We start from the raw sequence: 13,253 nt of genomic DNA, 5'->3' as shown, positions 1-13,253 counted from the left end.
CAAAACCAATAAATTTCATTTAGCCCAATAAAATCTAAACTATTTTGGAGGAAAAGACCATTAATTGTCCACCACATTATAACCGCATTTCAAGAAAAAGTCGTTCTGCTATATAATTATATACTCTAATGGCATTCTCCCAACCGCCACAGCAATCAGGACTGAGAGCAATAGTAAGTACAGCTATTTTAGCTTTCTCTTTAACAATCTGGGTACATATAGATTCTATATACGTCTCTGTAAATAATTGAACCTTATTATTAAAAAAATAATCGACATCCAGATTTACAATCCATAATCTTCCTTTATTATTACTAATCTGCTCTTCCAGTAGTCGACTTAAATCATAACAATTGATATTGATTGGATGAACTGGATATTCTTGCCATCCGTTATCACAATCATAATAGCGATCGTATGGCTGAGTTTTTGTAACACTGCTACTTTCGCCTGAAACAAAATCATGACATGCATAAACTTCTTTCATAAACCAATGAGGAAACACTGATTTCATGTGAAGTATATAATTATCCCATCGTATAGCTTTCACTGGAGGCATCACAACTTTAGGAGGCTGTTCATAATGTAAGGAAATATATCTTTCAAGCGGAATTGGAGTTTCTTCAAATAAGTCCTTCACAATATCATGCTTATCATTAGCGAGATCATCATGCTGATCAATATGACAAAAATTATATTCTTTACGACGATCTAAGGTATTATACCAACACCATCCTGCCGCAAGATGATTGTCCATTACATAAGTACATCCTTCCTGATAAAGAATATTTAACGCACTTGAGCCGGACTTTAATCTCTTGAACTCTTCACGTTGTATATGCCACATAGCTTTCATTGTGTATAAAAATGAAATAAGAATCGCACATATCTTAAAAATCTAACAATCTTGAGTTTCTTTCGACTCACTAACACAGTTTAAATTCTTATTATTTAGTAGGAAGTATTTCTCGCAGTCTGTTAAACTCATAGACCGCCTCTTTCTCATTCAACCCAATCTTTACTGCTACAGCCAAAAGATCCTCTTTCGTCGGTTCGATACTGTCATTGATTGAGGTTGTGCGAAAACCATTAATGCCATCGCTGGGCAACAGGTCATAGGCCGGAGCAAAATGCCAATCGCCATCCCGATGAATAAAGGCGAAGTTCTTAGCGTGGTCGTCCTTGTTACCGATGAGATAATTGAACACCATCAGTCGATAAACTTTCCACAACTCGGCTACACTATGCGTTAACATGGCGCACACCTGAAAAATATGCTTGTAGTCGATACTAGGCAACCGATAATCGGCACCGATAAGACCAGCCACGCTAACAACATGCAACTTGCCTTGAGGCATTCGGTCGAAACGCTCCACGCCGAAGTACTTGCCTTCGAAAAGTCGAGTTTCCGGCATTTCGATTCCGCACTTTTTAGCAAGCAGCGAATAGCGGTATTCATCCACACCTATACTCTGTGGATCTCTCTTGGCTCGAAACTTTACCAGCCACTCTTTGCCTTCATAACGAGCAAAGATCTTGGGACGTGCGCCACCCGGAGAACCACCACGGTCTTGAAATTCCTCAATACCTTCTCCACTATACTCGTCGCTGTCCAATATCCGCTCCGCTTCCAATGCTAACTTCTCGAAATCGGCATAATCCTGTCGCGTCACGACACTATGATCCGGACGAAACTCCAGGGCCCCACGTCCCGACACCCCAACCAATGCGAGGCGATCCAACAGAGTAAGCACGCGAGGATTGATCCCCTTTTGCTGCAGGTAGCGATCCAGGATAAGGAGTCCCCACCCATCGGGCAGGCAATCATCGAAAACTCCGAATCCTCCCTCAAACGGACGCGGTTTGGCAATAAAGACGCCACTTCGCAAAGGCAACTCAAAGGGAGAAATGGAGAAACCCGAACCGAGCCAATCGGGAGCATATTCAAATGCACACAACCCCTCCTTGGTCAGAGCCAGACGGCCCACCAACCGATCCGCAAGAAGAACTTCGATTTGTTTGATGCTATTCATTTTTCCGACCCCGTTTACGCATGACACTTTGCTCATTCAAGACATCATCGAGCGATTGATATTGCCTCTGCGCAAAAAGAGCATCGAACTCCGAAAGAGCATTCAAGGCAAAGCCTATCTGAAGCAGCCCCTTCAACGAGATCTCCCCCGTCTGCTCAAATCTGCGATAGGTTGCGAACTTGATTCCTGCTCTCACTGCCAAACCCTCCTGCGTCAAATCCAGCTCCAATCTCCGAGCTTTGACTCTCGCCGCAATCCGCAAGGCCACCTCACCTGGATTTAAGACATCAAACGCTATCATATTATTCATAAATGCTATTTATACCACAAAACAAATAAAATAGTATTCCTTACAAATATAAAGAATATCTTCCATTTAAGCAACATTCACCATGAAACACAGACTACAAAGAGAGATTTCCTTGCATCCGGTCGGAAGTTCTCAACAGAATAAAAAAGTCGGGCCCCGAAAAATCGGAACCCGACTACCCTATCCACAGAGTGTGACGGTTACTTCTTCTTGCGGTACCCGCACTTCGGACATACACCCTCCTCGTTGAGTGCAACGCCGCACAGCGGGCAGCGGTCGATGTCGTTCTTGGTCACGAACTCCGCCGAGGCCGCATTCACACCGCTCGTGAAGGTGATCTTGGCGATGTTGAGTTTATCCTTCAGCAGGTCGTAGACAATCTTGATCATCCCCTCAACCGTCAGCGTCTCTTTCGTGACCACCAGACGGCAATCGGGATAGGCCGTGGCCAGCTCCGTCTTGAAGGCCGGGCCCTTCATCTTGTTCTGCGGGTGTCCGTTGCGGATGCCCTGCTTCTCGTAGACGTCCAGAACGGCCGGCAGCAGCGGATCATCCTCGCGCAGAACCAGCGCGTGGTCGAAATTCCGGAGCACGTCCCATGCTACCTTCTGAATCTCGTTGCAGGGGTAAACCATGTTCACGCCCGCCTCGATGCTATCCTCCACCTCGATGGTCAACTGTCCCGTGTGGCCGTGGAGATACTGAGCCTCTCCTTGAAAACCGTAGAAACGGTGTGCATACTGCAGATCGAATGTTGTGATACTTCTCATAACAAATTGCGGTTTTAAGTTAGACATTCTTTTTCAGTGTTACCTGTACCTGTACTTTCCCGATCGCCTCCGTCGGGTTGATAGGTAAACGACAAACAATTTGCCAATCAGAAAAATTGGCATCAATTTTCATAAACAAAGCGAGAATTCGAAATATTTTCCTAACTTTGGATTCAAGAGCAAATAGGCTTCACGATGGCTTTCAAGGTTTTCACGCTGCTGATAAACGGACTAGTCCCTGTTATTCCGGCTTGGTTCATCATGAACTCGCACCCGGAAACAGCGGTTATCAAACCGTGGCCAATCGTTTGGACATTGCTCGGGGTCAACGTACTTCTCATTCTGATCGCCTGGAAACACCTCGGATATACACGCCGGCAACGAGAAACAGAAGCCTTGATGTTAATCGTCAATGCATTCGTCCCTTTGGCAACGTACAACTGGCTGTTTCCTGCCGAAACGCAGTTTTCGTTTCCCATGCAAATTCTGCTGTACTGCTCCATGCAGGTTGTGTGGATTGTCTCGATTGAAATTGCACCGGATTGGGTCGGACGCATCCGACAGCGCAAAGCCGAGGAGCGAGCCTTGTCGGGCAAACAGCACTTTGAATCCAGAGAGGAGGTTCTGAAAAAGCACCAAAACAAGGCTTAAAAAAGATCTTGTTCTTCCCGGATGAATCCCCGGTTCGGAGCGGGAAATGAACCTCCAAAATTCGGACTCCGAACCCGAGTTTTACATTTTTCCGAGAATATCGGACACCTGAAATGAAGCGTCAAACAAGGTTTTGCCGCCTCTTTACAGTGTGTCTTTTTGCGGCATCGGTCAACGTCGTAACAAACAGAAAATTAACGAGTTACAACGCTTTTCTGCGTCGGACTCTCCGACGGTTTTCATTTATCGTTTCAGCGGGATACCAGCATCATCGTACCCCCGATGGTCTATCAGACGTTCGTCGGAAAATGTCTCCAAAAGTATAGAATGCTCCAATGCCCGAAGTATGGGCATACGGTAACACCTCAAGACATTTTATGCCTCGGTCCGATATGGTGTTCCAGTTGTTCATTCTTCTTTGCAGCATTGTAAACTTTATGCTTTGTTTTTATTCTATTGACGGAACGAAATTACGGATTTTATTGAGAACCAACAAATTTCTTGAGACGAAGCAGCACCTTCATTCTTATCGAGAATTCTCTCCAAACAGACTTTTTACTCTGATTATAAAATTCCAAACAATATATCATATATGAACCTTTAACCGCTATACTATATTCCAACGAATCAAAATTGAACTATTGCGTAAAAAATAGAGCGTTCTCAAACATGGTTTAACAAATCAACTTACCTCTCACCTCTCCTTTGATATATAAGCTGGATAATTGTCCTTGGATAATCTTTTTTCCAAGGTATCTGGATCCACATCCCAATGCGTCGGCAGGTATTCGAATACGGCCTTGCCATTGTCAAGATAAATTCGGACCTTGGCATCAAATGCAACAGGCTTGTATTTATCCGCACTTGTAGGGTTATCTCTATACAACAACTGATTTTCCTGCCATTTCAACCCCTTTTCATCAAAGGAGACATCAAATAGCCCGCAAACAACAGCTTCCATGGTCTGATGCTGAACCGTTGTTGAAATGCAGTGCATGTAACCGGTCAGTCGTCCGGTACTTTTCCTCAAGGCCAGTTCATAGCAAAACACACTCGTTCCTGTATAATCTTTGGCAATGGTGGTTCTTTCCCCTTTCTCATCCAGATGGTATACCAACTCATGAGTAACGGAAGTCATGTTGAACTTAAAACCTCCTTCGGTCTGCACCAGATCGGAGAAGATCATTTTATCGTTATACACACCTTCCATGTGTCCCTTCTCAAGTTTATATACCACATCGTCGGTGAATAAGATTCTGCCGACGATGTTCTGCGCTAAAAATCGGATTATTTCGTCTTTCATAATATCTCGTCATTAGAACGGCTGCTGCCGCAACCACTCGCTCATAAAGCGGTCGTAAATAATATACCCGCAAGGTGTCTGATAAACCAGTTCATGATCGAGCAGCTTCTTCAATGAAGCACTTACGCTGCTCGCCGCACGAAGCCGATGTCGGCTGATAAAATCTCCCGCCAACACCTCCTTGACGCACCCTTCGCGGGCGATAGCTTTCAACAGGCGCACATGACCGGCCGAATAGGCCTTCAGCAAATCCGCATACGAATAGCTCTGTTCGGAAACGATCTGTTCCGTAGCATACGCCACCAACCTCGTATCCACATTCCGATTATAGCCGTACAAGCGATTGAGAAGGCACTGGATATACCAGGTATGTCCATCAAATTTATCGTAAATTGCATCGAAAACCTCATGGGGAAGCTGCACGCCATGTTCAGCAAAGTGCACAGCAGCGAAACAGGCATACGACTCACGATCAATGGGGCCGATGGTCAGCAGTTGCGTACTCTGATAGAACGGTCTTTTCGACGACGTAAACATCTCCTGCATCAAATGTTGCTTGCTGCCCGCAAAGATAAAGTTTACATTAGGCAGGAACTGGATATAGGAGCGCAACAGAGCTTCTATCCCTTTCTCCGGGTATTCGGCAATCTGCTGAAACTCGTCGATGGCAATATAACACCGTTTCTCCGAGGATCCCAGATAATCGAATATCTCTTTCAGTGTACGCTCCTCCTCTTGGGGTGCCACGTCAATCGTCACTTTGGGGACTCCGGTCAGTTCGTCAATGGTGAATACCGGACGACAACTGCGAATAAACTGTCCAATGCGGCTTAATGCTTTCTGGGGTGCAGTATCCAGTTTCCCCAACACCGTATTGGCAAACAACCGCACGAAATCACCCATTGACTGCGTAGAGTAGATATCCATATAGAGCGTGACAATATCGGGTTCCTGCTCTTTCAGACGATAAAAGGCATGACGGATCAGACCGGTCTTGCCCATACGACGGGGAGCAATCAGCGTTACATTACGCCCATTGTGGAGCGCATCAAGAATCGTAGATGTTTCCGTCTCACGGTCGCAAAAAAATTCAGGGCTGTGGTAGCCCGTTATCAAGAAAGGATTGTTCGGTTTCATTTTATTCCATCCAATCATTACATAATCATCGTAACGCAAATATCGCGATTAAATATAAAACAGCCAAAGGATTCACTAAATAATTTACAGCCAAAAGAAAAGAAACTTTACTTTATCCCCCGTATTCATATATACGTTCATTAAAGTAAAGTCAAAATAAGGGAAGAAAAGAGATGGCTGCGCCATGGAAAATGGCTACCGCCATTTTTTCTTTTGGCTGCAAAACTTTTAAGAGCTCAGGGGCAAAGGCTAAGCAAAACACCCCATCAGCTCACCCAAGATGACGGACGACAACCCCGAAACTATCCGTGAATCCATCCTCGATTTTACAGCCCATTTTGGCGAAATAAACACCGCCATGCCTTATCTTGTAAACGAGATCGGTCGGGGCCCCTAAAGGCTGTTTTTGCCTATTTCCCCTCTGTGCGGAGGGAGACGATGAAAAAATCGTTAAATCTTCGATTTTTTGTGAAAAAACAAGTAAATTTTTAAAATCCCCATCTTTTAAGCCGTAAATATTGATAATCAATATAAACATAATAGTGCGTCAAAAAAGGATGCGATGCGATGCGATCGTCGTATGCCTGGGCACGAACGATACGAAAGTCGTCTTCGCCGATCGGCAGCACGAAGTTACGGACAACTTCACGCGCCTGCTCGAAACCATCTCCCGCTCGGGATGGGTGCGCCGCACCAGCCCCCGCTGTATCTTCGTCACGCCGCCGCCCATGAACGATGCCCAGGCCGGGCCAAAATATACCGGAGGCAACGAACGCCTCGGACGGCTGATTCCCGAACTGACCGCCATTGCCCGCCGATACGGATGGGAGGTCATCGACATCTACCATCCGTTTCAGCCCTTTTTCAAGGAGTATGCGCCCGACGGCGTGCACATGACGGCCGACGGGCAGCGCATCGTGGCGCAGAAGATTCTCGACCGGCTCACCGAAGGGCATCCGGAAAAATCCGGATCGTAATTTCTCCCTACCCCGTCCGAAAAAGAGAGGCCGGCCTTCGTAAAGGCCGGCCTCTCTTCAACCATTTTTCAAGGGCTTCACCCGAAAGAGGGGGGGGCGGAAACATCCGCAGGGAATCAACCCCGTCCGGCAATCTGCGAGATATTGAACTTGCCGTCCATGTCCTGAATCGCAATCTTCCCGCTCAGAATGTCGAAGAAGAAATCCCGGATCCGGTCCACGGTAAGCGTCGCCGGATTCCCCGCCTTGTCGACTCCCAGATCGTAGCTCTTCAGCAACTGCGGGCCCAGGCTCGCCGCCGTCAGCAGAAAATGATTCTGGAACTTGTCCGTATCCAGCAGATCCGCCGCCAGCACCTTCCCGATCACCGTATAGCTCCGCAGCGTCTTCTGGACCTGATCGTCGGAGAGTTTCGTCGTCACCTCGTCGGCATCCACATCGATGGCGATCTTGCCCGAATTCGCAGACTCCGGAAAACCCTTGTACAAAGCGCCCAGATCCGCCAGACACAGGTTGTAAAGGCGGGTCCCCGCCGCCGCAACCATCTTCTCCACCGAGAAGGCACTCGGCAGCAGCAGATGAACGATGCCCGAGACCTTGATCGACGGCGTGTTGAACGTCCCCACGATCGAGTTGGTGAGATCAACCGACTGCGTGGCGAAAACACCTCCGATCACCACACAGTTCACCAACTCCACCTCGTCAGCATACACACTGCCCGCCACAAAGGCGTTGCACAACGATACCGATTTGGCATTGATGTCCGAATGGAAAACCAACCGGCAGTTGGAAGCCCGCGAAACAATCGTATTGGCCGACCCCACAGATTTTTTGAACGTGATGTTCCCACCGGCCTCCGAATTGACATACAACTCGAACTGCGCGAACACCGCACCCTGAATCTCCAGGCTTCCCTGCTGAATCTCAAGGCGATGCCCGTAGACGGGGCCTTCGACCACCGTATCCCCCTTGAAGATGATATTCCGGTTCAGTTCGGCTACCGTTTCCGGCAGGATCGAGCCCCGGACAAGGTTGTCCTGCAACAGAATGTCCGTTTCATTAAAACGTATCTCTTTCAGTTCCTTCATGATTATAGGCTTTTTATGGTTGCGATATTAAACAGGCGGGTAATGCACTCCCTGACCCGGGTCTCGTGCGGATTCGTCGAGGCATAGTGCCCGGAAACCTCCCGGTTGAAGTAATTCCGGATGCTTTCGGCACGCGACTGCGGAACCTCCGACCACGACGCCGCGGACAACGAATTCTCCAGCCGCGCCAACGGAACCGTCGGAAGATACTCCGCCTGGTAAAGATGGCGGTCGATTACCCCCTTCTCTCCGGAAGTCTCCAAATAGCAGATCGGAATATAAACCGCGGATTCCCGGTTCTCGGGCAGGATGCAGCGGTGCAGCAACTGATCCAGGCGTTTCTGTTTGGTCAGAAAACGGTCGATCTCATGGATCGTATCCTGCGCCTGCTTCTTGCTCCGCGACGCCGAGATCAGCGCCTGCAGCGAACTCTCCTCGCTGCCCGACACGATTGCCGTGCCGACCAGCGGCCCCTCGACGAAACGGGCGGCGCTCTCGTCGCTGTCCGCCTTGAAGACGAAGGCCGGACGGTCCAGCTCGAAGATCCGGTTCTTCAGTTCGCTGTTCAGTTCGTCGAAGATCTTCAGGTAACGCGTCGAAATCCGGTTGTAGTCGACCTCCATCTGCCGCTGCTTGTCCACACACCGTTTGGCCAGTTCCTGCAGGTGCACCAGCGTGGCATTGATCCGGCTCGACAACTCGGAGATCTGCTGGCTGATTTCGGAACGCACCGTCTTGAAGAAGCCGTCGATGATCGTCTGCCCCACCTTCCGCGCATTCTCACGGATCGAGGCGATCTGCGCGGCCTCCGTCGCCACGACAGCCCCGGTCAGCGTCCCCACATGGTTGTTGCACCGCGCGACGCTATGCTCAAAGGGCTCCGTAGCCACATCGATGTTCACCGTCACATCCTCATACGCCGTACCGCTGTAGGAGACACTGCCTCCGTTCTGCGACGCCGGATAGGAGACGCTCCCGGAGTAGTGGACGGCAATTCGTTTCGTAAAACTTCGTCTGTAGCCCATAATCAGCGCGTTTTAACGGTTTGATAACCGTGGGTCATGAACAGCCGCGTCGCCATCTCCTTCACGCGCTGCGAAGCCTCGGAAGCCGCCAGACAGCGGTTGAACTCACTGCAGATCTCCGCACCCGGAGCCTCGTCCGCACTCCACGGCAGGGATCCGGCCATCTCGCCGATCGTGCTCTGGATCCGCACCCGGGCTTCGTTCGAAAGGCCCGTCTGCGCCACCACGATGTCCAGACGGCGATTGTCGTGCTTGTCATAGTTCGATTCGCAGATGATCACCGGAACCGCCAGCGCAGCGTGCTCCACGGAGGTCTGCTCCGGCAGGAGGATCCGATCCGTAAGGCGTTTCTGCGCGTACATGTCCTGCAGGAAGCGTTTCATCGAGTTGATGACCGACAATCCCCGGTACTTGATGTTCGAAGCCAGGATCCGCTGGCTCATCTCCAGCGATTCGAGTTGCACGACCGGAACCGCACCCGGCAGAAGTCTCGTGCGGTTCGTGATCTTGTCCACATCCTTCACCGCAAATTCAATCGTCGGTTTGTCCAGTTCGAAAACGCGCTGCCGGAGGTTCTGGTTCAGGCCGTTGAAGAGTTTCAGGTAGCGTGCCGAAATCATGTTGTAATCCCGTTCCATGCGGCTCTTGATCGCCAGCAGCTGCTTGCGCTGCTGGTTCAGCTGCATCAGGTGGGAATCGACCTCACTCTTGAGTTTGGCGATTTTCTGCGAGATCTGCGAGTGGATCAGCGTATAGAATCCCCGGTTGACATTCTCGCAAACATGGTTCGAAGCCTCTTCCTCCGCTTTGATGACGGCAGCCTGCATTCCCACGACCGCCGCCGTGGTGCCTTTGATATGGTTGGAGACGGAATCGATCTCCCGAGCCATCGGCTGAGTATCTACTACACAATCAATATAAGCCATAGGAAGTCGTTTTTATTCGTTATCGGATTCGTTCTGCACCTCCAGGATCGTCGCGATAGCCTCCTCACGATCGAAAGGCTCCGCCGCATACTCCAGTTCGAGATAATCCAGAATTTCCATCAGTTCTTCATCGCTCATCGCCTCCAAATCCTCACGTGTCAACGGATCCTCATCCTCGTCATCCTCGTCATCCTCGTCATCCTCCTCATCCTCCTCATCCTCCTCATCTTCCTCATCTTCCTCATCGTCTTCGTCCTCATCCTCCTCGTCATCTTCGTCCTCATCCTCCTCGTTTCCTTCGTCCTCCTCGTCTCCTTCGCCGTCATCCCCCTCGTCGTCATCCTCCTCGTCGTCACCGTCAATCTCCACCTCCTCATCAGCCTCTTCATCCGCTCCGGCGGGACCCGATTCCGAAAGCGCGGCTGCGTCCGGATCCCCCGGAGTTGCCCCGTCGTCCGGATCTTCAGACTCCTCCGGCCCGGCACCGAGATCCTCCAGCGCCGCCTTGGCGATCACCGGCAGGTTCAGCGAGATGTGTTCGAACGTGATGGCCTCGACATTGGGCTGGGGAGGCAGTTCCGTGGTCTTGGCGAAGAGCGGGTTCACCGTAGCCAGCGACTTGCGCCGCTCGTCCAGGGCATGGATTTCGTTCGACGCAACGGCCGCCTCGTGCGAATAACCGTCGCGCAGTTTCGCATCGTAATACTCGATATAGCCGAACTTCTCGGCTTTCAGATCGATGTCCTCCTTCAGGCGCTCCATGTACTCCTCGAAGTTGGCCTGCGTCTTCTGGAACTCCTGCGACTGCAGCTCGAAGGCCGCGAGGGTCTCTGCCGTATTGTCGACCACATCCACCACCGTGGAATCCAGCTCGCCGTTCGACTGCACCATGCTGTCCTCGGTCCGCTGCAGGGAGATCAGCGTATTGTAGGCCGCCACGTACTCGCGAAGGCTCTCCTGCATCAGGTTGATGATGTCGGCACTCTCGGCCCGGTTGGCCCGGTAGAAGGCGTCGGTATCCTGATGCCACTTGTTCAGGTAGTCGATCTTCTGGTCCTTGATGTGGTTGTAGATCTTCAGGCGCTCGATCCGGTTCTCCGTCATCAGGTTCTGGACCACCGGCGCCACGATCTCCTCATAGAGCTGGTGCACGCCGAAAGGCATGTTGGTCGTATTTCCGTCCTCCGATGTCCAGAGCCCCGTCACCAGGTTGAAACGCACCCGCGAGCTCTGCCGCAACTTGAACGGTACGTAGCTCTGCACATCCTCGCTGTAATCGAACTGCTCGTTGCGGATGCGCTCGATCTCCTCGAACTCCAGCATCGGCGAGTAGTGGTTGTAAGGCGCCTTCAGGATCTGATAGAGGATCTTGTTCGACTCCAGGACCACCTTGTCCACCGAGGCCACCTTCAGGGCCGAAATCGCCTGCACCGAGTTGGCGATCGTGGACATGAGCGACTTGAGCACATCCTCGAACTGCTGGGTCTTGGTCGACAGCGAATCCTTGAGGCGGTTCAGTTCCTGGAACTTCTCGATGCTCTCGGTGTAGCGTGCCTTGTCGAAGACCGGGATCACGGCCGCACGTTCGGGCAACTCCCGCGTGGCATATTCATTGAGGAACTGCAGGTAGTCGCTCTGGTCGGCAACCAGCGGCAGCGACACCGACGTCGTGTCGAGGTCGTCCATGCAGTAGGAGATCGTCCGCAGCGAACGCTCCAGGTTCCCCAGGTAGTCGTGCTGGTTGATCTGCTGGATCGAGGTCGAATAGTCCTCCGTCCCGACGGTCTCGATCTCCTGCGAACCCTCGACGATCGGCGCCTCGTCCGAAAGCTTTTCGAGACGCCCGATGGTCTCGATCAGCAGGTCGTTCCGGCGCGACAGCTGCAGCGTAACCTCCGATTCGGGGACCTTGCCCGTATAGTCGACGATGAAACTCCGGTCCTCGTACTTGATCTGGTCCGCAACCGGAACGTAGACCACGCCGAGTTTGGTCACCTTGTAATCCCGGAAGATTTCGGCGTGCTGCCGCCGGAACCCGGCGATCCGGCTATCGATCTCCGTAATCCGCTTCTGCAGACCGTTCTTCTTGATGAAATAGACAAAGAACAAAATGATCGTCAAAAACCACCACCACAGTCCGCCGATCTCCTTTCCGAGCTGGACCTTCTCCTCCTCCAGGACCGCAATCTCCTTCTCGATGCGCTCCTCCTCCGCGACAATCTTTTCAGCAGCCTGCTGATAATAGTTGAACAGGATCTTGGCCTGATCCTGATAACTATTCGTAGATTCAGGGAAAATTTTTCCTTTCATGGTTATTAGGTTGGGTTAGTTGGTGTAGAGCGTTTTTCGTTCCGCGCAGAGGCGTTCAGCCCGGGCCAGCGCCGATTCGACCGCCCCGCGGTTCATGGCGTGGGCCGGGAGTGCGAATTCGAGGGTTTGGAGCGCTTCGCCGAACTCCTTCTCGAGTGCTGCGGCCTCCGCCGTGCGGCAGGGCGCCACGAAACGAAGCTCACCCGCCAGAGCGTCGATCCGGCTCCGATCGGCAGCCGGGAGATCGGGAATACCTGCGGCGACACGCTGCAACTGCCGGACGCGCTGTTTCAGGTCGTCGAGCCCGGAGCGCAGCTGCTCTTCCCGGGCATGGACCGCCCCCACCTTGGCCGAAGCCCCGACGACCGCCGAGAAGCCGAGCACCAGCCCCAGCAGCAGGATGCAGTGGATCAGCAGTTGCGTCGAGAAAAGTGTCTGGAAAGCCACATTGCACAGCAGCATGACGGCGACGGCCGCCACGGCGTAAAGGCCCGTAGCGACCCACCGCAGGCCGAGTGCTCCGAGGCGTTTCCCGCTGCGGCCGTTCCAGTCGACCCACGGGATCAGGATGTCGACGAAAAACAGCGCCAGCACGATCATCGAGACGGCTGTGTTCAAGGTGCGGATTTCGGGCAGGAGCCCCCCGCCCCACAGGCGGAATGCGACGAAAATGACGATTTCACCGCCCACCAGGGCGATCCAGGAGAGTGTTTTTTGCATGGT

13 protein-coding genes are annotated in these 13,253 nt (G+C 51.5%); 2 read left to right on the top strand and 11 right to left on the bottom strand.

Going from position 1 to position 13,253, the window contains the following annotated elements; genetic code table 11:
* Window positions 1–76: 76 nt before the first annotated feature.
* The 4 genes from ABGT65_RS07725 to ABGT65_RS07710 all read right to left on the bottom strand — a co-directional run bounded on the left by ABGT65_RS07725 (window position 77) and on the right by ABGT65_RS07710 (window position 3,113).
* Window positions 77–856, bottom strand: coding sequence for a UPF0489 family protein (locus ABGT65_RS07725; RefSeq protein WP_346701083.1), 780 nt, complete (start codon window positions 854–856; stop codon window positions 77–79).
* 91 nt (window positions 857–947) lie between these two features.
* Window positions 948–2,033, bottom strand: coding sequence for a type II toxin-antitoxin system HipA family toxin (locus ABGT65_RS07720; protein WP_346701082.1), 1,086 nt, complete (start codon window positions 2,031–2,033; stop codon window positions 948–950).
* Complete coding sequence (locus ABGT65_RS07715; protein ID WP_346701080.1) at window positions 2,026–2,343, bottom strand: helix-turn-helix transcriptional regulator; 318 nt, start codon at window positions 2,341–2,343, stop codon at window positions 2,026–2,028. Before ABGT65_RS07715 ends, ABGT65_RS07720 begins: the two co-directional genes overlap by 8 nt.
* A 200-nt stretch (window positions 2,344–2,543) precedes the next feature.
* Window positions 2,544–3,113: a 6-carboxytetrahydropterin synthase gene (locus ABGT65_RS07710; RefSeq protein WP_087310883.1), complete on the bottom strand. Its 570-nt coding sequence runs from the start codon at window positions 3,111–3,113 to the stop codon at window positions 2,544–2,546.
* Window positions 3,114–3,308: 195 nt separating this feature from the next.
* Here ABGT65_RS07710 and ABGT65_RS07705 point away from each other — a divergent pair, with 195 nt between their 5' ends.
* Window positions 3,309–3,764, top strand: coding sequence for a hypothetical protein (locus tag ABGT65_RS07705; protein WP_346701078.1), 456 nt, complete (start codon window positions 3,309–3,311; stop codon window positions 3,762–3,764).
* 694 nt (window positions 3,765–4,458) lie between these two features.
* On the opposite strand, the gene ABGT65_RS07700 is transcribed toward ABGT65_RS07705, so the two are convergent.
* Window positions 4,459–5,067 carry a hypothetical protein gene (locus ABGT65_RS07700; protein WP_346701076.1) on the bottom strand — a complete coding sequence of 203 codons (609 nt, stop codon included), beginning with the start codon at window positions 5,065–5,067 and terminating at the stop codon, window positions 4,459–4,461.
* A 12-nt stretch (window positions 5,068–5,079) separates the two neighbouring features.
* Window positions 5,080–6,204 carry an ATP-binding protein gene (locus tag ABGT65_RS07695; protein WP_346701074.1) on the bottom strand — a complete coding sequence of 375 codons (1,125 nt, stop codon included), beginning with the start codon at window positions 6,202–6,204 and terminating at the stop codon, window positions 5,080–5,082.
* Window positions 6,205–6,761: 557 nt separating this feature from the next.
* Between ABGT65_RS07695 and ABGT65_RS07690 the strand changes: the two genes are divergently transcribed.
* Window positions 6,762–7,181, top strand: a complete 420-nt coding sequence (locus tag ABGT65_RS07690; RefSeq protein ID WP_346701072.1) for a GDSL-type esterase/lipase family protein — start codon at window positions 6,762–6,764, stop codon at window positions 7,179–7,181.
* A 116-nt stretch (window positions 7,182–7,297) separates the two neighbouring features.
* On the opposite strand, the gene ABGT65_RS07685 is transcribed toward ABGT65_RS07690, so the two are convergent.
* From ABGT65_RS07685 to ABGT65_RS07665, 5 genes are read right to left on the bottom strand one after another with little or no spacing between them, the layout of a single operon-like run.
* Window positions 7,298–8,269, bottom strand: a complete 972-nt coding sequence (locus tag ABGT65_RS07685; RefSeq protein ID WP_346701071.1) for a hypothetical protein — start codon at window positions 8,267–8,269, stop codon at window positions 7,298–7,300.
* A 2-nt stretch (window positions 8,270–8,271) separates the two neighbouring features.
* Window positions 8,272–9,294, bottom strand: coding sequence for a hypothetical protein (locus ABGT65_RS07680; protein ID WP_346701069.1), 1,023 nt, complete (start codon window positions 9,292–9,294; stop codon window positions 8,272–8,274).
* Between the two features lie 2 nt (window positions 9,295–9,296).
* The gene (locus tag ABGT65_RS07675) at window positions 9,297–10,220 is read right to left on the bottom strand and encodes a hypothetical protein (RefSeq protein WP_346701067.1); all 924 of its coding nucleotides are present in this window, start codon (window positions 10,218–10,220) and stop codon (window positions 9,297–9,299) included.
* 12 nt (window positions 10,221–10,232) lie between these two features.
* Window positions 10,233–12,530 carry a hypothetical protein gene (locus ABGT65_RS07670; RefSeq protein ID WP_346701065.1) on the bottom strand — a complete coding sequence of 766 codons (2,298 nt, stop codon included), beginning with the start codon at window positions 12,528–12,530 and terminating at the stop codon, window positions 10,233–10,235.
* Between the two features lie 15 nt (window positions 12,531–12,545).
* Window positions 12,546–13,250, bottom strand: coding sequence for a hypothetical protein (locus ABGT65_RS07665; RefSeq protein ID WP_346701063.1), 705 nt, complete (start codon window positions 13,248–13,250; stop codon window positions 12,546–12,548).
* Window positions 13,251–13,253: the final 3 nt, after the last annotated feature.

The organism is uncultured Alistipes sp., assembly GCF_963931675.1.
Taxonomy (GTDB): Bacteria; Bacteroidota; Bacteroidia; order Bacteroidales; family Rikenellaceae; genus Alistipes.
This window is presented reverse-complemented; position numbering and strand designations above follow the sequence as displayed.

Coding starts and splice junctions, on each gene's coding strand:
- ABGT65_RS07680 (WP_346701069.1), bottom strand. CDS start 9,294: ATGGGCTACAGACGAAGTTTTACGAAACGAATTGCCGTCCACTACTCC.
- ABGT65_RS07705 (WP_346701078.1), top strand. CDS start 3,309: ATGGCTTTCAAGGTTTTCACGCTGCTGATAAACGGACTAGTCCCTGTT.
- ABGT65_RS07700 (WP_346701076.1), bottom strand. CDS start 5,067: ATGAAAGACGAAATAATCCGATTTTTAGCGCAGAACATCGTCGGCAGA.
- ABGT65_RS07715 (WP_346701080.1), bottom strand. CDS start 2,343: ATGAATAATATGATAGCGTTTGATGTCTTAAATCCAGGTGAGGTGGCC.
- ABGT65_RS07690 (WP_346701072.1), top strand. CDS start 6,762: ATGCGATGCGATGCGATCGTCGTATGCCTGGGCACGAACGATACGAAA.
- ABGT65_RS07670 (WP_346701065.1), bottom strand. CDS start 12,530: ATGAAAGGAAAAATTTTCCCTGAATCTACGAATAGTTATCAGGATCAG.
- ABGT65_RS07675 (WP_346701067.1), bottom strand. CDS start 10,220: ATGGCTTATATTGATTGTGTAGTAGATACTCAGCCGATGGCTCGGGAG.
- ABGT65_RS07665 (WP_346701063.1), bottom strand. CDS start 13,250: ATGCAAAAAACACTCTCCTGGATCGCCCTGGTGGGCGGTGAAATCGTC.
- ABGT65_RS07725 (WP_346701083.1), bottom strand. CDS start 856: ATGAAAGCTATGTGGCATATACAACGTGAAGAGTTCAAGAGATTAAAG.
- ABGT65_RS07720 (WP_346701082.1), bottom strand. CDS start 2,033: ATGAATAGCATCAAACAAATCGAAGTTCTTCTTGCGGATCGGTTGGTG.
- ABGT65_RS07710 (WP_087310883.1), bottom strand. CDS start 3,113: ATGAGAAGTATCACAACATTCGATCTGCAGTATGCACACCGTTTCTAC.
- ABGT65_RS07685 (WP_346701071.1), bottom strand. CDS start 8,269: ATGAAGGAACTGAAAGAGATACGTTTTAATGAAACGGACATTCTGTTG.
- ABGT65_RS07695 (WP_346701074.1), bottom strand. CDS start 6,204: ATGAAACCGAACAATCCTTTCTTGATAACGGGCTACCACAGCCCTGAA.